The following is a 16,132-nucleotide window of genomic DNA, read 5'->3' as shown; positions in this document are numbered from 1 at the left end:
ACTGGACATGGCGAGGGCCATGTCCAGCCTAGAAACAGGAGAAAAATCTTTTAAAATATCAGAAAACCCCACCTTCGGTTAAAGTGAAGGTGGGGTTTGTCTACAGTCTGAGCAGTCTCTCTTTGGAGAGTCTGCTTTTTTTATTTTCCCTTAATTATTTGAATGCATACGCGGTTTTCTTTATACCATGTGGTACGAATTGTCTAAGAGCTTAGATTTGCATTTCCTGATAATCATTCTTACTATTGAAATATAACGAGTACGTGGAGTGAGCTTGATGATAGAAGATAAAGTTGTCCTGATAACGGGCGGATCAAAGGGAATCGGAAGAAAGACCGTGGAGGAATTCTCTAAAGAAGGAAACACGGTCATCCTGAATTATAGAAGTGATGATTCTTTTGTAGAAGGGTTGGTTGATGAATTAACCCAAACATACTCCAATTCCATCATCCCAATCAAGGGGGACATTTCCCTGCCGGAAGAATGTGAACGGATGGCATCAGAAATCTGGAGTAAGGTGGAGAGCGTCGACATCTTAATTCACAACGCGGGACCCTATGTTAAAGAAAGAAAGTCATTTGCCGATTATTCCCCCGAAGAATGGAATTATATTGTGAATGGGAATTTGAATAGTGTATTTTACTTATCCAGGTTATTGATTCCGAAGATGCGTGAAAAACAATGGGGAAGAATCATCACATTTGGATATGACAGGGTCGAATCAGCACCGGGCTGGATTTACCGTTCTGCATTCGCTGCAGCGAAAGCGGGTCTCGCTTCCTTCACAAAAACGATTTCAATCGAAGAAGCAAAGAACGGCATAACGGCAAATATGGTCTGCCCGGGTGACATAGTAGGTGATTGGAAAGAAAGCGAAATCAGCAGGGCCAAAGAACAACATGATCCACATACACCGATTGGACGACCCGGAACAGGGGAAGATTTGGCGAGGATCATTTTGTTCCTGTGTCAGGAAGAATCCGATTTCCTTACCGGTTCCATCATTCCCGTTACAGGTGGTAAGGATGTACTTGGAAAGGTATTTCATCAATAAAGAGCAACGGCAGTGATGCATTCCGTTGCTCTTTCGGTCACTAATCTATTGACTATATTGTTTTCTGTATTTCTTTTGTATAAATAGGAGTCGGCCTGACAATGTGATCGCGCCTGCGGTTAAGCCCGATGTAAGCCCAAGCCAGTAGCCGTATGGACCGAAAGTTGTGTAGTTAGCAAGGATATAGCCCAATGGAAGGCCGATCACCCAATAAGATACAAGAGCCATGATAAAGGTGATATTGACATCCTTATATCCTCTGAGGGCACCTTGGACTGGGGCTTGTATCGCGTCTGAAAGCTGGAAGAATACGGCATACAATAAGAAGTGAGCCGTTAATTCTAATACATACGCATCATCCGAATAAAGATAGGCGATTTCAGAACGGAAGACGAGTAATATGATTCCGTATATGACAGCTAACAACAATGCAAAGCTGACGCCCATCCAGCTGTAAACCTTTGCATCACGAAGCCTCTTAGCCCCGACTTCAAAGCCTACAACGATGGTCAAGGCCATGGAAATGCTCAGTGGGATCATATAGAGGAAGGATGCAAAATTGATCGCTGCCTGGTGAGCCGCAATGACCACTGTATCGTAATTGCTCATCAACAAAGTAACAGCTGAAAAAATGCTTACTTCGAAGAAAATGGATAAACCAATCGGTACACCGATCACAAAAATTTCTTTCCACTTAGCAAGGTCAGGCTTACGGATGGTCCGGAAGATATTATATTGATTAAAAGGCCCTTTCGTATGGACGACCCAGAAGGCGATGAGTGTAATGAGCCAATAGGTGATGGCAGACGCAACACCTGCACCCACCCCTCCAAGTGCAGGGAGTCCCAATTTACCAAAAATAAGAAGGTAATTGAACACGACATTAATCGGCAGGGACATCAGGGTAATGAACATGGTCACCCTCGTCATCCCCAGGGCGTCGATGAATGACCTTAATACATTATAGATAAATAAGGGAATCATTCCGAACGAGAGGGCAATGAGATACTCCTTCGCCACACTCCGGACTTCCGGTTCTATATTCATCCCGTTTAATATCGGATTGAGGGCGAGTCCCCCAGTCACCATGACGATAAGCGATAATGCGATGGCTGCATATACACCTTGTAGTACGGTATGGGGTACTTCTTTCTTGTTGCCGCTTCCATTCAATTGGGCGACGATTGGCGTCACGGCCAAAAGGATCCCGCTTAATCCTGTAAAGACGGGCACCCAAAGGGAAGAGCCGATGGCGACACCTGCAAGATCAATGGGAGAATACTTCCCTGACATGATCGTGTCGAAGAAATTCATGGCAAACATCCCAAGCTGCGTTACAAGGATGGGGATGAGTATGATGGATAGTTGTTTGATCTTATCTTTCATTGTATGAGTTTCTCTCATTGGACGTACTCCTCCTGAATGCCTTCAGATACAGCATGGTAATTTCACTTTCATACTGTACCATATTTTCATGGGGATAGAGAGTGAAATATGCTTAACAAACGAAGTCTCATTGGGAATTAGGAAAATGACCATAAGGGAGGGAAAGAATGACTAAACATTGGCAGGACTGGTTGTGGATAGTGTTTATAATATGGTATGGGGTGGGGATCATCCTGGTTTCTCTCGACTGGCTGCCTCCGTCCCTGCAATGGGCAAATGCCGTCTTCTTATATTTAGCAGGGTTATTGGCCATTCTTTATGCAATGAAGAGGCTCGGAATTCGACCCGGACTGATCATTTCAATAGGCATCTTGCTGCTTACAATCATCGCCGAGAGTTTAGGTGTCCATTACGGTCTGATATTCGGGTCCTATCATTATGAGAAGGATTTTGGATTTCAATTATTCGGTGTGCCAGTGACAATCGGCTTCGCTTGGGTCATGGTGGTATTTACCAGCATGTCACATTATGAGTTCCTCTTTAACAGGGCGAAGACAGTTAGGGGAGCGTTAGTCTATAGTACAGTGACCTCTCTATTAGCGGTGACAATGGATTTGATCATCGACCCGGTTGCCTTTAAAGGCAGGGAATACTGGATATGGGATCAAGGGGGGGCGTACTATGATATCCCCACACAAAACTTCTTAGGGTGGTTTTGTGTTTCTTTTTTCATCCAATGCTTCCTGTATATATGGATTAAGCGTGAACTTTTCACTACCAAATGGAGCGGCCGGATGAGGAGGTTATACTTTCTTGTGATCTTGATGTTTATGGTGACGGCTATGGTGGAAGGGCTATGGATGGCGGTTCTTGTCACTTCGTCATTTTACGCGGCATCTCTTATTCTAAGAACCCGATTGGAGAAGGTAACATGATTGAACCGAAAAAAAGTAAGGGATTTCAACAACTGCTGTCGGGCTATCTTACTTACCAGCTCAAGAAGCATTTTTATCGTGTGTGGATTGAAGACCAACGAGATTCGTTTCAACTGGGTTCAGGTCACCTCGTACTCGCCAATCATTCAAGCTGGTGGGATGGTTTGATGGTCTTTTACTTAAATCATCATGTCATGAAAGAAGACAGCTTCGCCATGATGAGCCAGAAAGGAATGGAGGATTTCTCCTTCTTTCGGAAAATCGGCGCATTCTCTGTCAATCCCCGATCTCCCAAAGACCTGATCACTTCTTTGAAATTTGCTGAGAAGTGTTTACAAGAGAAGAAAACGGTTTGGATCTTTCCTCAAGGGAAGGAAGAGCATCTTGAAAAAAGACCCTTATCCTTTATGAGTGGACCGGGGTATTTATACAAACGGAATCCGGAAATCACTGTCACGCTGGTCACATTTTATTATACCTTTCGTCATGATCAAAGACCCGAGTTGTTCATCCGGATTAGCCGGGAAGACATGGATACAAGTCAGCTTTCAACAAGGGCAGAGCTGACAGGGCACTTAAGGGTGGGGTTGGAAACCAGGCTTGATGATTTGAAAAAGGATATCATCCATGAAAACATATCCACATTTGAATTGTTGCTAAAAGGGTTTCCGACCAATAGTGAGTGGTTGAGCTTTTGGAAGGGAAGAAAGTAGGGGTGGAGAGAAAATGAATTATTATATACTGATCACCTTCCTATTTGTACTGGCCACGTTGATCAATCTGCTTTTTTTACCAAAGCTATCCCGTAAATCGACTGTAAATGACTTGGTGTCCGTCCTGGTTCCAATGAGGAACGAGGAAAGGAATGTAGAAGGGCTGATCGAAAGCATCAAAAGAATCACCCATTCCCCCGTGGAATTTATTATCTTGGATGATGGGTCGACGGATCATACAAGAGAACTCCTGACACGTCTTACGAAAGGAGATCCCCGCTTCAGGATCATCCATGGAAAGCCCCTCCCACAAGGATGGGTGGGAAAGGTCCATGCCTGCAGCGAGCTTAGTCGGCATGCCTCTGGTTCGTATTATCTTTATCTGGACGCCGATGTGAGGGTTTCTCCCTCCATCATTGAGAAAGTATTATTTCAAATGGAGCGATATGATTCGGGGCTTGTAACGGGATTTCCCCAGTTTCCCATACCGACCTTCCTTAGTAAAATGCTGGTCCCGTTCCAGCACTTTCTCGTCTATTTTCATCTTCCCCTCGCTGTGGCAAATCATACGACCAGAAGCGCATTCACGGCAGCCCATGGAGCTTTTATGTTTTTCAAAAAGGAAGCATACGATGATTGCGGTGGACATGAGGCTGTTAAGTCGTCTCTTCTGGAAGATGTCCATCTCTCCAGGAAGGTAAAGGAAAATGGGTGGAAGGTGACACTTGTCAATAATAGCTTTGACGTGACCTGTCATATGTATGAAACGAATAAGGAAGTATGGGAAGGGTTTTTGAAGAATATCTATGCAGGCACAGGAAGAAGTCCGATATCGGTTATCCTCCTTTCCCTGTTTTATTCCATATTCTTCATACTTCCCCTGCCTTTAGCCCTTTATGGTTTGATTTCCGGTGAGTTTGTGTACGGCCTTCCCCTGATGGGAATCTGGGTGCAAACGTTCATGATCGATATCGCTTCCAATCAATCAAAGTGGCATTCTCTATTGATTCCTATCGCTTCCATCTTCTTTATCATCATCATGTGGGCGTCTATGCTGAGGGGAATGAAAAATCAGGGATACACGTGGAAAGGAAGGACCTATTCATGAAGAATATCATCATCATTGGTGGGGGCTTAGGGGGATTGTCTGCTGCGATATCCCTTCAAAGTAAAGGATATACCGTTACGGTCATAGAACAGAACCTTCACCCAGGCGGGAAAATGATGCGGGTTGAAATTGACGGCTACTCCTTTGATTTCGGCCCGAACACGATTACGATGCCTCACGTCTTTCAATCTGTGATCAATGATGCAGGAGGGGACTCCTCCCGTTATTTTGAGTTTGAAAGACTCGCAAAACATACGAAAAACGTTTTTCCGGATGGAAGGGTCCTCTATCAATCAGCCGACCCCGAAGAAATGATGAACGGACTTAAAGGGATCGACCCCTATGGGGCAGAACAATATACAGAGTATTTAAAAGAAGTTGAAAAACTTTATACATTGGCTGAGAGTGGATTTTTTTACAGGGTATTTGGTTCATGGAGGGATTATCTTTCCCCCAGTCTTTCCTATAGCTTTATGAAGGTCCGTCCCTTTGAGAAAATGGATCATTTTCATAGAAGGTTCTTTCAGGATGAAGAAGTGTTGAAGGTGTTCAATCGGTATGCGACATATATTGGTTCATCACCTTATGAGTGCCCTGCCACCTTTTCATTGATCGGTCATCTTGAGATGAATGATGGGGTGTATTATACGAAAGGTGGAAACCCGGGGATTGCGGAAGGGTTTAGTTCTTTCTTCCAGGAACTCGGGGGAAGAATACGTCTCGGAGTCCGAATAAAAGAGATCGTGGTGAAGGGGAAAAGGGCAGTCGGTGTGAAAACAGAAGATGGAGAATTTCTTCCTGCTGACGACGTGATCGTGAATGGGGATTTTATCACGGCTACGAAAGAATTGATAGAGGAAGGGGATCGACCGAGTCATCCTGACGGGAAGCTTGACTCCTATGACCCGTCGATTTCAGCTTTCGTGATTTTAGCAGGTCTCAGAACCTTCCAGGAATCCATTCATCATCATCAGGTTTATTTCACAGGGGATTATCAAAAGGAATTCACGGAAATATTCTCTGAAAAAAAACTCCCGAGTGACCCAACGATCTATATCAGCCATTCGGCAGCGACAGATCCAAGCGTCACAAAGGGAAGTAATTTATTTATCCTTGTCAATGCACCTGCCATCGAATTGACCGATGAACAAGCTCAGTCGTATAAAGAGAAGATTTATCATACATTAGAAGAAAAGGGACTGTCCATAAAGGAATCCCTGGAAGTGGAGAAAATCTACACACCGGACACCATAAAACATAAATTCTCAGCCTATAAAGGCTCCCTTTACGGCCTTGCCTCCCACCGTATGACCGAAGCATTCCTTCGTCCTTCCAATGTCAGCAAGGATATTAAACACCTTTTCTACACGGGTGGAACGACGCATCCCGGGGGAGGATCCCCGATGGTGACGATAAGTGGCAGGAATGTAGCCAATTATATTCTGAAAAGAGATGGGGCCTGGTAATTCTTATGTATACAAAGAGTTCCTGAAGGTTGAAAAGGGTCTCTTTTCTTTTTGTCAAATTTTCGTAGTTCTATCCCGCTTCTATTTTTGGTAAAGTGTATAATGGTTAGAGAGAAGGAAATTAGAATATGAGTTAGGAGTTTATACATATGAAGAAACGTATATTATTTACGGGCGGAGGATCTGCAGGCCACGTCACGGTTAATACAGCACTGATTCCACACTTTGAAAAAGAAGGTTGGGACATAACGTATATAGGATCGGAAGATGGGATCGAAAAGGAAATCATCACTGAACAATTTCCCCATATCCCGTACAAAAGCATCTCAAGCGGCAAGTTGAGAAGATATTTTTCCTGGAAAAACTTTTCAGATCCGTTTCGAGTGATGAAAGGAGTGTTTGACGCACTATCCGTCATCAGGAACACGAAGCCGGACATCATCTTTTCCAAAGGGGGATTCGTTTCCGTCCCGGTCGTGATGGCCGCTAAGATGGCCAAAGTTCCTGTAGCGATCCACGAGTCCGATGTGACTCCGGGACTTGCCAATAAATTAGCCGTCCCATTCGCAACGAAAATTTTCACCACCTTCCCGGAAACGGTTCAATCCCTCCCGAGTGAAAAATCTTTATGCGCAGGAGCCATCATCCGCGAGGAATTATTTACGGGTGATGCCCGTGAAGGGAAGAGATTAACCGGATATTATGAGGGTAAACCCGTTTTGATGATCATGGGAGGAAGTCTTGGAGCGAGAAAAATTAACGAAGCGGTAAGAGGGAATCTGGAGGAGCTACTGGCCGCCTTTCAAATCATTCATATTTGCGGGAAAGGTAACGTGGATGATAGCCTTGAACAAAAAGGGTATCGTCAATACGAATTCATCAAGGGTGAACTGCCTCATTACCTGGCGATGACGGATTTCGTGATCTCCCGTGCCGGTTCGAATTCAATCTTTGAATTCCTGGCTTTAAAGAAACCGATGTTATTGATCCCCCTCTCAAGGGAAGCGAGCCGTGGGGATCAAATCCTTAATGCCAACAGTTTCGTGAAACACGGTTATGCGATAAAGCTGGAAGAAGAAGAATTGGACGAAAAGAGCTTCTTGGCGGGTATCAATGAGCTTAAGGCAAATCGTGACATCATGATCCGCAATATGGAAAAAGGTGAAAAAGCCTACACCATCCAGGATATGTATGAGGTGCTTTCGTCCATGTCCAGATAAAGAGTCATTGTAATCCCCTTCAAGCATATAGTATACAAATGGTTGAAGGGGAGAAGTGGAATGGCGTATCAATATTCAAAAGGATGGTACCTTCAAGAGCTTAAAAAGATGGGGATCAATCATCACCCATTAGAAAAAAGGAAATTGGAGAATTATAAAACATTCGTAGTAAGAAACCTGTACTTCGAGAAAATAGCTAAACAAAAATAAAAACCGGAGCTGACAGTATCGGTGCTGATCTTGGAATGTAAGATAAGGCATCAATACAGTCAGCTTCGATTTATTTAGCGGATTTGGAGGGTAATTAAATCATTTCATGGGATTTTCATTTAATTTTCATGTTTGAGGGTTATAGTAAACGTATAATTCTTAATGATAATAGGAGAAAGTAAATGGAGTCCAAATCGAAAATCAGCCATCCATCATTTTTATCGAAATTCATCCCGAATTCTAAGGAACGAAAAAATGTCATTTTCTATTTGGCATTAAGCATCTGTTTAACGGTTGCAGGTATTCTCCTCATTTCTGCTTACAGGGAAGTCCTCATGGGAATGGATGAAGAATCCTACAAGGAATTTCTCAAACAATTCGGGTCCGCAGCAAGAATAATTTATTTTGTCGTCCTCAGTATCTTTCCGATATTCCTGTTAATGAAATGGAGAGGCTTGAAAGGGGTAAAGTGGAAGGATATTGAAATAAAACGCCTTGTCCAATTCATAGGAAAGCTGTTAAGGAAATGGCACGTGCCCTTAGCACTATTGGCAACAGCAGGTGTGGTGCTACACGGATTTCTGGCCCTCATCAGAGATTTCCATTGGGGCTTCACCAATATAACGGGGATCCTTTCGAGTATCGTGCTCTTCTTCCTTATAAGCATGGGATTTAAGAGATTCAAAAGGAAGGACCGAGCGTGGCATTTAAAACTCGCCATCACCTTTACCGTATTTTTTATGATCCATGCCTCCTTTTAATCCATCGTAACAAAAAGGTTATCACAAAGGGTAAATACCTTTATGATAACCTTTTTCTGTTTTTAAGCTTCGAGCGCCTGCTCTTCTTCAGGCGACTGCTGAAGCTGATATAAATAGAGGGTGTACAAATCTTTAGGGATCTCATATAGATCATAAACCTCATCTTGAGCATTTAATTGATCATAGAGAGATTTCCTTGACTCATTTGCCTTCACGACATAAGGCAGCTTTTCTGCGGCCTTTTGTGAACGGGTATTCACCTTTCTGATTCTCATAAAGATGGTTTCCATGCCCAATTCAAAAAACAACTCGGAAAAAAATGCATCCTTCGCCGGCTGGTTATACCCTTTGCCATGAAACGGCTTCCCTAGCCATGTTCCCAGGAATCCTGCCTTTTCCTGGATGTCAAATAGATTGATGGTACCGATAGGGTTGCCCCACTCGTCCAAAATCGTCCGGGAAATAAGTTCTCCCCGTTCTTCTGCTTCAATGGTTTGTTTCGTCAAGAAAAGAAGTTCCTCATAGGATTGTGCCTTTTGACGCACAAAAGGGAAGACATCCGGGTGCACCATCAGGTCATAGAGTTCATGACACTCATGTAATTCACGTTTCTTGATCATAGTAGACCCTCCTTGAGGGCAGTCTACTTGCGTACGATCCCACCCTCGAAATTTTTAAATGGTAACTAAAAAATTTCGGGGTGGGAATCGAACCCACTAAGACCAGTCAAGAAACTGGTGGCGCACCTTTTGCCTTCCCTTCATTACAGTCGCTCAATATATGAATAAATCGCGTCATTGTAACCGGAAATATATTATCCATCTGTATCATATACGAAATATCTCAAAAAGGAAATAGGTAAAATGCTGATTTTTAAAGAAAATTTTTAACAAATTTCTACACATTTTGATAAGCGATTTCCCCATTGACGAAAGTCAACATAGGCTTTGCCATAAAGTGGAATGGATGGTGGCTCCAAAGGACCAGATCGGCATCCTTATTTACTTCGATACTGCCGATCCGGTCAGATACACCAAGGTTTCTGGCAGGAGCAATGGTGATTCCCTCCAGTGCCTTTTGTTCCTCCAATCCTTCACGCACGGCAATCGCCGCACACATGTTCAGATACTGGATGGGTGTGTAAGGGTGATCGGTCGTAACCGACACTTCGACACCGGCTTCCGTCAACTTCTGATAGGTGATCCAGCTCTTGTTTTTAAGCTCTACCTTCGAGCGTCTTGTAAACGTCGGACCGACTGAAACTTTTAAGTTTCTTCCTTTCAGTTCATCTGAAATAAGGTGACCCTCCGTGCAATGTTCTATCCGGAGGTCGAGGTTGAATTCCTCAGCGAAACGCACTGCGGATAAAATATCGTCTGCTCTGTGAGCGTGGATCCGAACAGGGATTTCACGTTTTAAAGCGGAAACTAATGGGGAGACTCTCAGTTCCTCTGGCTGGTCACAATATTTAGCTGAGAAAAAAGCTTCCCTGAGCATCCCCATGATCCCCATCCTTGTAATGGAATCATTGTTTCCATTGCTATGGATTCGTTTCGGATTTTCCCCTAAAGCGATTTTCAATCCGGAGGTTTCTTTGATAAGCATGGACCTGATGTTAGAGCCATGTGTCTTGATCACCGCTGTGGTACCCCCGATCACATTTGCGCTTCCGGGCATGACATTCACGGTGGTGACGCCATATTTAAGGGCGTCTTTAAAGCCCGGGTCCAATGGGTAGACACCGTCGAAGGCCCTGATATGAGGGGTCATCGGTTCGATGGTTTCATTGGCGTCGTTACCCGCCCACCCTGTACCCTCGTCATAGAGTCCTAAATGAGTGTGGCAATCAATGAATCCGGGAAAAAGGAATTTCCCCTGACAATCGTATACGGAAGCGTGGTGGAATCCCTCCACGTCATGGGGGAATATTTGTTTGATTTTTCCGTCTTTTATGAGTAAAGCTCCATTATGAATAGGCTTGGATGTAATGGGATAAATGGTTACATTTCTTAAAAGTATGGAATTCATCGTTTTTCCTTTCGTGAGGCTTGTTTCCTTATTATTTTAAACAATTTTTCGTGAAAAAAGAAGTTAATCCATCCTTTTATTTCTTCTTTTTGAATAAATCAGATAAAACAGGGTTGAAATGACAGCTATTAAACTGAGGGGTTTAATATAGCGCGTCCCGATGACTTCAATATGCTCCCAGTGTGTACCGAGTTCCATCCCGATGATCATAAACAACAATGTCCAGGGGAGCATGGCTGCAAAAGTGTATAGGGTGAATGTAGAGAAGGGCATGCGGCTTATGCCGGCGGGTATACTGATGGCATGCCGGACGATTGGTATGAAGCGTGCCGTGAATATGACGATCGTCCCGTGCTTCTCAAACCATTTCTCTGCAGCAAGAATATGCTTGGAATGAATAAACAGATATTTTCCGTATTTTTCAAAAAACGGTCTCCCGCCATAATACCCAAGCCAATAAAGAAATAACTGAGCTACGGTCCCACCGATGACTCCGCTGATGAAGACCCCGATAAACGTGAGTTTGCCGGCGTTCACCATGAAGCCTGCATAGCTCAGGACAAGCTCGCTGGGGATGACTTCAATCATGAGTGCGAGAGAGATTCCTATATATCCTAAATCGGTTAGAAATGTAAGGATGTGTAAAATCCAATCATGGTTCATATTTATCCTCCTACATGAATCCTGAGTATTGAAGAATGAGAATCAAGAGCCCCAAAGCCCAAACGTAATAGGAGAATATTTTCAGAGAGTGCTTCTTTAAGAAATTCACCATGGTCATAATGGCGAAATAGCCGAATACTGCAGCACTGACTGTTCCGATGGCTAAACTTGAGAAGGGGATCGCCTCAGCCCCGCCACCGATCATTTCTTTTCCCTGTAGCACGATACCTCCCAGAATGGCAGGGGTAGAAAGGAGAAAGGAGAAATAGGCTGCTGTCTCTCTGTCCAATTTCCTGAATAATCCTGCTGCTATCGTTAAACCGGACCTTGAAAGGGCGGGGAATATGGCAGCCGCCTGGAAGCTGCCAATCACCAAAGCATCTGTGTAAGAAAGATCATCCAGCTTCTTGTAGCCGTTCTTCACGCCGTCAGCGACATACATAATGCACCCTGTCACAAGAAACTCCCAACCGATGGTAGCCCCTGTCTTTGATATAGCGTCAAAATAGTCTTCGAACATAAATCCTATAATCACTGCAGGGATGGTCCCGATGATGAGAATCCAGGATAATTTACTGAATGGGTGCCTCAACATGTATAAAAGTTCCTTCTGATAAACGACAAAGACGGCAATCAAAGTACCGATATGAAGCATCGTATCCAGGAAGAGCCCGGCTTCTTCCAGTCCGAAAGCAAGTCTGCCGAGATAAAGATGTCCAGTGCTTGAGATCGGAAGAAACTCTGTTAACCCTTGTATAACGCCGAGGATAAAGGCCTCGATTTTGTTCACATTCACCACTGCCTTTCTTCAAGAACTCTAAGGACAAACTCCTCTTCTAAACGTATATTCCGATTCGTCACATTTCATGAGGGTTGTCATGAAGAAACAAAAAAGAACACATAAAGAAAATCTTAAGAATAGGTGAAACTTTATGAAGGAAAGAACGTAAATATAGAGGAGGGTACTCTGCTAAAAGTGTTTATACAAGGAGGAATTGGCATGCCGGCAAAAGATGAAAGAATGATGGCAGCTCTTATCTATATATCAAGCTTCTTCACCGTATTCATCGGTCCATTGATCATTTGGCTCATTAAAAAGGACGAATCAGAGTTCGTGGACTTTCATGGGAAGGAATACTTGAACTTTCTCATTTCATACGCCGTTTACGGATTTGTAAGCAGCATTCTCACGGTGGTATTAATCGGATTTGTGTTAGCTCCCATTGTAGGGGTGCTGGCTTTGGTCTTCACCATCCTCGGTGCAGTAAAGGCATACGAAGGTGACTATTACAAAATCCCGACAGTCTTTCGATTATTGAAATAAACAAAGAAAGAACTCATGGAACTCATGGGTTCTTTTTCTTTCCTAGAAACAGAACGAGGAAGAAGAGTTGACAAAACTTTCATTAACTTTATAATTTTATAAAACTATCATCTCTAAAAAGGAGAATGCATCCCTATGACGAGGATTGATAATAAAGTAAGACTGCTGAAGCTAATGAATATTTTAAAAGAAGAAACGGACGAGGATCACGAGCTGAACCTGGATGACATCATTCTTCGCTTTAAACAGGCATACGGACCGGAATTGAAACTTAACAAGAATTCCTTAAAGGATGATCTGGATCATCTCATCCAGCATGGGTTCGATGTGACCGTCAATCAGGAAAAGGATGGACTTCCTAAATATTATAGCCACCAATATCGTTTGTTCGAGTTATACGAACTCCGGATGCTCATGGATGCAGTTGTCTCTGCCAAATTCATTTCGAAGAAGGAAACGAGGCAGCTGACAGGGAAGATAAAGCAGCTGACAAGCCATCAACAAGGGAGGAAGTTACATAATGAAATCCAAATCGATTCCTCCATCAAAAGTGAGAGTCCTTTTAATCGCCGTACCATCCATGATATCCATGAAGCGATTGCAGAACGGAGGTTGATCACCTTTCAATACGGGCGGTATGATGTCAACAAACAGTTTAACCTCAGTCATGAGGGCCGGCTGTATAAGGCGCGACCGTATGCTCTTGCGTGGGCGAATGATTTTTATTATCTAATTGCTTACTATTTTGAAGCGGACGAAATACGCCACTATCGGGTCGATCGATTGCGTAATGTTGAAGTGCTTTCGGAAACCTATCCATATGAAGGCTTTGATGTATCCAAATACGTTCAGTCAACCTTTCAAATGTTTGCCGGAGATGAAGAGTGGATCAAGATTAAGTTTCATAACAACCTCATCAATGTGATGATTGATAAGTTCGGGAAAAATGTCAATATCCAAAGGCACGGCGAGGACCATTTTATTTTGTCGACCAAAGCCCGGGTAAGCACCGGTCTCGTAAACTGGATCTTCACATTTGGAAGTCAGGCTGAAGTAATCTCTCCTCCTTCGCTCGTGGAAACCGTCAAACGGGAAGTGAATAAACTGTATACTTTATATCAAAAGAAATAACGAGCAGCGAGCCCATTAAATGAGAAGGGGCTTGCTGCTTTTTTACTTGCGAAAAAAATTCTCATGGAAAAGTGAACGATTTTTTCTTTCTGCCGTCTTATAGTTGGAAAAGGAAAGGGAGGAAGAAAAAATGAACGAATTACAACAATCGTTACAAGCAATCAATTGGGGACTTATCGCTCCTGTTATCATTATTCAGCTCATTCTTATGGTGGTGGCAATGATCGATGTAATCCGAATAAAATCCACAAATGGCCCAAAATGGCTTTGGGTATTAATCATCATTTTCATTAATATTCTAGGACCGGTCATCTACTTCATCTTCGGAAGGAGACAGAATGGATGAATGTCTTGGAAGTATCGTCTTTAGAAAAGAGATATAGAGATAAGCTTGCAGTGAAAGATATTTCCTTTCAGTTGAAATGCGGGGCTTGTACTGCTTTGCTCGGGCCGAATGGTGCCGGCAAAACGACGACTTTAAATATGCTGGCAGGATTAATTAAACCTACGGCGGGGACGATCATGGCTCCTGATTCCCCTGATGATATCCGTGAAATGATCGGATATCTGCCTCAATATCCCGCCTTTTTTGAGTGGATGACCGGAAAGGAGTTCCTGATCTTCTCCGGTGAAATTTCAGGAATAAAGAAGGGGGACGCAAAGAGGCGGACAGAAGAACTGATCACTTTAGTCGGTTTGGAAGAAGGGAAGAATCGGAAGGTGGGTCAGTACTCCGGCGGAATGAAACAACGGCTTGGAATCGCTCAGGCCCTCATTCATAAGCCTAAGCTCATCATCCTTGATGAGCCGGTATCAGCCCTTGATCCATTTGGCAGAAGGGAAGTTCTTGACTTATTAAAGACATTGAAGAAGGAAACGACCATTCTGTTCTCGACCCACATCTTAAATGATGCAGAACAAATATGTGATGATGTCCTTTTTCTTCATGAGGGTGTGCTGATTGAACAAGGGACGATCCAGGAAGTGAAGGCAAGGCACCATAAATTAAGATTGACCCTGCATTTTAATGAGGATAGCCATAAGTATACCCCGATCTTAAAGGATAAAGAGTGGATTTATAACATGATGTCAGACGGGAAACAGCTTTCCTTTGAGGTGCTTGATCTGGAGCGGGACAGAGCCAGGATTTTTTCACTGATCACCGAGTATGGGTGGGGCGTGACCAAATTTGAGAGCAGTGAACAAAGCCTGGAAGAGGTCTTCATGGTGGTGATGAAAAAATGAAAATCGGTTGGGTATTATTCAGAAAAGAAATGCTCGAGCTCATCCGTAATTATAAAATGATCTGGATGCCATTCGTTTTCATTCTATTTGGTTTGACGGAACCCTTAACGGCCTATTATATGCCGGAAATATTACAATCAGTCGGAGACTTGCCAGACGGCACGGTCATATCCATACCGACCCCTTCAGCGGGTGAAGTACTGCTGTCCATCATGAATCAATTCAGCACCCTGGGTGTCCTGGTCATTGTATTGGGGTTCATGGGGACGGTGGCAGGGGAAAGGAAAAGCGGTAACGCAATATTGGTACTTGTGAAACCTGTTCCATACAGTTCGTATATTTACTCCAAATGGTCGGCTGCATTCGTGCTGGTTTGGGTGTCATACAGCCTTGGGATGCTATCGGGATTGTATTATATCAACCTGTTATTCGATGGAATCGACTTACGCATATTCATACAGGGTTTCCTGGTTTACGGCCTGTGGTTGACCTTTATCATGACATCGGTGATTTTCTTCAGTAGCCTCGTACAAACGCCGGGTCTAGCTGCCTTTTATACAATCGCATCGACCATGCTGGTCACCTTCTTCTCAGGATATATGACAAAAACATTAAAATGGTCGCCGGGCCAGTTGTCTAACTATGTAAACGATCTGATCCTTCAGGGCCGATGGACAGAAAATCTCTCAGGAACAATCTACCTGACCTTGGCCATATGCCTGTCTATCCTCATCATCACCCCGACCCTCTCCAGAAAAAAAGAACTGAGCTGACGTCTTATCGTCAGCTCTTTCCTCATTAGGGACGGACCTCTTGAATGATGAGAAAAGGATTTCATTGATTTATGTCGAATGGTGGTAGAAGAAGGAGGATGATAGAAAGTGATCC

General features: G+C 43.6%; 18 protein-coding genes. 13 read left to right on the top strand and 5 right to left on the bottom strand.

What is annotated here, in order from left to right:
• Window positions 1-280 precede the first annotated feature (280 nt).
• On the top strand, window positions 281-1,054 hold the full coding sequence (locus V8G47_RS02470) for an SDR family oxidoreductase (protein ID WP_336198731.1): 774 nt from the start codon (window positions 281-283) through the stop codon (window positions 1,052-1,054).
• 45 nt (window positions 1,055-1,099) lie between these two features.
• Here the strand turns inward: V8G47_RS02470 and V8G47_RS02465 are convergent, their stop codons facing one another.
• The gene (locus V8G47_RS02465) at window positions 1,100-2,458 is read right to left on the bottom strand and encodes an MATE family efflux transporter (protein WP_336198702.1); all 1,359 of its coding nucleotides are present in this window, start codon (window positions 2,456-2,458) and stop codon (window positions 1,100-1,102) included.
• 149 nt (window positions 2,459-2,607) lie between these two features.
• Here V8G47_RS02465 and V8G47_RS02460 point away from each other — a divergent pair, with 149 nt between their 5' ends.
• The 7 genes from V8G47_RS02460 (at window position 2,608) to V8G47_RS02430 (ending at window position 8,853) form a co-directional block, all read left to right on the top strand.
• Window positions 2,608-3,375 (top strand): carotenoid biosynthesis protein, encoded by a 768-nt coding sequence (locus V8G47_RS02460; protein WP_336198701.1) that lies wholly within the window; start codon window positions 2,608-2,610, stop codon window positions 3,373-3,375.
• Window positions 3,372-4,088, top strand: a complete 717-nt coding sequence (locus V8G47_RS02455) for a lysophospholipid acyltransferase family protein (RefSeq protein ID WP_336198700.1) — start codon at window positions 3,372-3,374, stop codon at window positions 4,086-4,088. The genes V8G47_RS02460 and V8G47_RS02455 overlap by 4 nt, the downstream gene beginning before the upstream one ends.
• Window positions 4,089-4,101: 13 nt before the next feature.
• On the top strand, window positions 4,102-5,196 hold the full coding sequence (locus V8G47_RS02450; RefSeq protein WP_336198699.1) for a glycosyltransferase: 1,095 nt from the start codon (window positions 4,102-4,104) through the stop codon (window positions 5,194-5,196).
• Complete coding sequence (locus V8G47_RS02445) at window positions 5,193-6,662, top strand: phytoene desaturase family protein (protein ID WP_336198698.1); 1,470 nt, start codon at window positions 5,193-5,195, stop codon at window positions 6,660-6,662. The genes V8G47_RS02450 and V8G47_RS02445 overlap by 4 nt, the downstream gene beginning before the upstream one ends.
• 149 nt (window positions 6,663-6,811) lie before the next feature.
• Window positions 6,812-7,882 (top strand): undecaprenyldiphospho-muramoylpentapeptide beta-N-acetylglucosaminyltransferase, encoded by a 1,071-nt coding sequence (locus V8G47_RS02440; RefSeq protein WP_336198697.1) that lies wholly within the window; start codon window positions 6,812-6,814, stop codon window positions 7,880-7,882.
• 60 nt (window positions 7,883-7,942) lie between these two features.
• Window positions 7,943-8,092, top strand: a complete 150-nt coding sequence (locus V8G47_RS02435) for a YflJ family protein (RefSeq protein ID WP_079531931.1) — start codon at window positions 7,943-7,945, stop codon at window positions 8,090-8,092.
• 182 nt (window positions 8,093-8,274) lie between these two features.
• Window positions 8,275-8,853 carry a hypothetical protein gene (locus V8G47_RS02430; RefSeq protein WP_336198696.1) on the top strand — a complete coding sequence of 193 codons (579 nt, stop codon included), beginning with the start codon at window positions 8,275-8,277 and terminating at the stop codon, window positions 8,851-8,853.
• Between the two features lie 62 nt (window positions 8,854-8,915).
• On the opposite strand, the gene V8G47_RS02425 is transcribed toward V8G47_RS02430, so the two are convergent.
• The 4 genes from V8G47_RS02425 to V8G47_RS02410 all read right to left on the bottom strand — a co-directional run bounded on the left by V8G47_RS02425 (window position 8,916) and on the right by V8G47_RS02410 (window position 12,334).
• Entirely contained in the window at window positions 8,916-9,473 is a 558-nt protein-coding gene (locus V8G47_RS02425) for a GNAT family N-acetyltransferase (protein WP_336198695.1), read from the bottom strand.
• Between the two features lie 277 nt (window positions 9,474-9,750).
• Window positions 9,751-10,881 (bottom strand): amidohydrolase, encoded by a 1,131-nt coding sequence (locus V8G47_RS02420; protein WP_336198694.1) that lies wholly within the window; start codon window positions 10,879-10,881, stop codon window positions 9,751-9,753.
• A gap of 63 nt (window positions 10,882-10,944) precedes the next feature.
• Window positions 10,945-11,544, bottom strand: coding sequence for a DedA family protein (locus tag V8G47_RS02415; RefSeq protein ID WP_336198693.1), 600 nt, complete (start codon window positions 11,542-11,544; stop codon window positions 10,945-10,947).
• Between the two features lie 10 nt (window positions 11,545-11,554).
• Window positions 11,555-12,334, bottom strand: coding sequence for an undecaprenyl-diphosphate phosphatase (locus tag V8G47_RS02410; protein ID WP_336198730.1), 780 nt, complete (start codon window positions 12,332-12,334; stop codon window positions 11,555-11,557).
• Window positions 12,335-12,544: 210 nt separating this feature from the next.
• On the opposite strand from V8G47_RS02410, the gene V8G47_RS02405 reads away from it, so the two are divergent.
• The 5 genes from V8G47_RS02405 to V8G47_RS02385 all read left to right on the top strand — a co-directional run bounded on the left by V8G47_RS02405 (window position 12,545) and on the right by V8G47_RS02385 (window position 16,017).
• Window positions 12,545-12,868 carry a DUF4870 domain-containing protein gene (locus V8G47_RS02405; RefSeq protein WP_336198692.1) on the top strand — a complete coding sequence of 108 codons (324 nt, stop codon included), beginning with the start codon at window positions 12,545-12,547 and terminating at the stop codon, window positions 12,866-12,868.
• Between the two features lie 135 nt (window positions 12,869-13,003).
• Window positions 13,004-13,999 carry a helix-turn-helix transcriptional regulator gene (locus tag V8G47_RS02400; protein WP_336198691.1) on the top strand — a complete coding sequence of 332 codons (996 nt, stop codon included), beginning with the start codon at window positions 13,004-13,006 and terminating at the stop codon, window positions 13,997-13,999.
• Between the two features lie 130 nt (window positions 14,000-14,129).
• The gene (locus V8G47_RS02395; RefSeq protein ID WP_336198690.1) at window positions 14,130-14,345 is read left to right on the top strand and encodes a PLD nuclease N-terminal domain-containing protein; all 216 of its coding nucleotides are present in this window, start codon (window positions 14,130-14,132) and stop codon (window positions 14,343-14,345) included.
• A complete protein-coding gene (locus tag V8G47_RS02390) occupies window positions 14,342-15,244 on the top strand; it encodes an ABC transporter ATP-binding protein (protein ID WP_336198689.1) in 903 nt (300 codons plus the stop codon). The genes V8G47_RS02395 and V8G47_RS02390 overlap by 4 nt, the downstream gene beginning before the upstream one ends.
• Complete coding sequence (locus V8G47_RS02385) at window positions 15,241-16,017, top strand: ABC transporter permease (RefSeq protein ID WP_336198688.1); 777 nt, start codon at window positions 15,241-15,243, stop codon at window positions 16,015-16,017. The genes V8G47_RS02390 and V8G47_RS02385 overlap by 4 nt, the downstream gene beginning before the upstream one ends.
• The last annotated feature ends 115 nt before the right edge of the window (window positions 16,018-16,132 follow it).

The sequence above is a fragment of the Rossellomorea sp. LJF3 genome, from assembly GCF_037046045.1.
In the GTDB taxonomy this organism is placed as follows: Bacteria; Bacillota; Bacilli; order Bacillales; family Bacillaceae_B; genus Rossellomorea.
Note: the sequence above shows the minus strand (reverse complement) of the source record. Positions and strands in the feature narration are given on the sequence as shown.

Excerpts from the sequence above, each read along its gene's own strand:
- V8G47_RS02400 (WP_336198691.1), top strand. The coding sequence starts at position 13,004 with ATGACGAGGATTGATAATAAAGTAAGACTGCTGAAGCTAATGAATATT.
- V8G47_RS02430 (WP_336198696.1), top strand. The coding sequence starts at position 8,275 with ATGGAGTCCAAATCGAAAATCAGCCATCCATCATTTTTATCGAAATTC.
- V8G47_RS02415 (WP_336198693.1), bottom strand. The coding sequence starts at position 11,544 with ATGAACCATGATTGGATTTTACACATCCTTACATTTCTAACCGATTTA.
- V8G47_RS02405 (WP_336198692.1), top strand. The coding sequence starts at position 12,545 with ATGCCGGCAAAAGATGAAAGAATGATGGCAGCTCTTATCTATATATCA.
- V8G47_RS02465 (WP_336198702.1), bottom strand. The coding sequence starts at position 2,458 with ATGAGAGAAACTCATACAATGAAAGATAAGATCAAACAACTATCCATC.
- V8G47_RS02435 (WP_079531931.1), top strand. The coding sequence starts at position 7,943 with ATGGCGTATCAATATTCAAAAGGATGGTACCTTCAAGAGCTTAAAAAG.
- V8G47_RS02390 (WP_336198689.1), top strand. The coding sequence starts at position 14,342 with ATGAATGTCTTGGAAGTATCGTCTTTAGAAAAGAGATATAGAGATAAG.
- V8G47_RS02420 (WP_336198694.1), bottom strand. The coding sequence starts at position 10,881 with ATGAATTCCATACTTTTAAGAAATGTAACCATTTATCCCATTACATCC.
- V8G47_RS02455 (WP_336198700.1), top strand. The coding sequence starts at position 3,372 with ATGATTGAACCGAAAAAAAGTAAGGGATTTCAACAACTGCTGTCGGGC.
- V8G47_RS02460 (WP_336198701.1), top strand. The coding sequence starts at position 2,608 with ATGACTAAACATTGGCAGGACTGGTTGTGGATAGTGTTTATAATATGG.
- V8G47_RS02395 (WP_336198690.1), top strand. The coding sequence starts at position 14,130 with ATGAACGAATTACAACAATCGTTACAAGCAATCAATTGGGGACTTATC.
- V8G47_RS02445 (WP_336198698.1), top strand. The coding sequence starts at position 5,193 with ATGAAGAATATCATCATCATTGGTGGGGGCTTAGGGGGATTGTCTGCT.
- V8G47_RS02385 (WP_336198688.1), top strand. The coding sequence starts at position 15,241 with ATGAAAATCGGTTGGGTATTATTCAGAAAAGAAATGCTCGAGCTCATC.
- V8G47_RS02425 (WP_336198695.1), bottom strand. The coding sequence starts at position 9,473 with ATGATCAAGAAACGTGAATTACATGAGTGTCATGAACTCTATGACCTG.
- V8G47_RS02440 (WP_336198697.1), top strand. The coding sequence starts at position 6,812 with ATGAAGAAACGTATATTATTTACGGGCGGAGGATCTGCAGGCCACGTC.
- V8G47_RS02450 (WP_336198699.1), top strand. The coding sequence starts at position 4,102 with ATGAATTATTATATACTGATCACCTTCCTATTTGTACTGGCCACGTTG.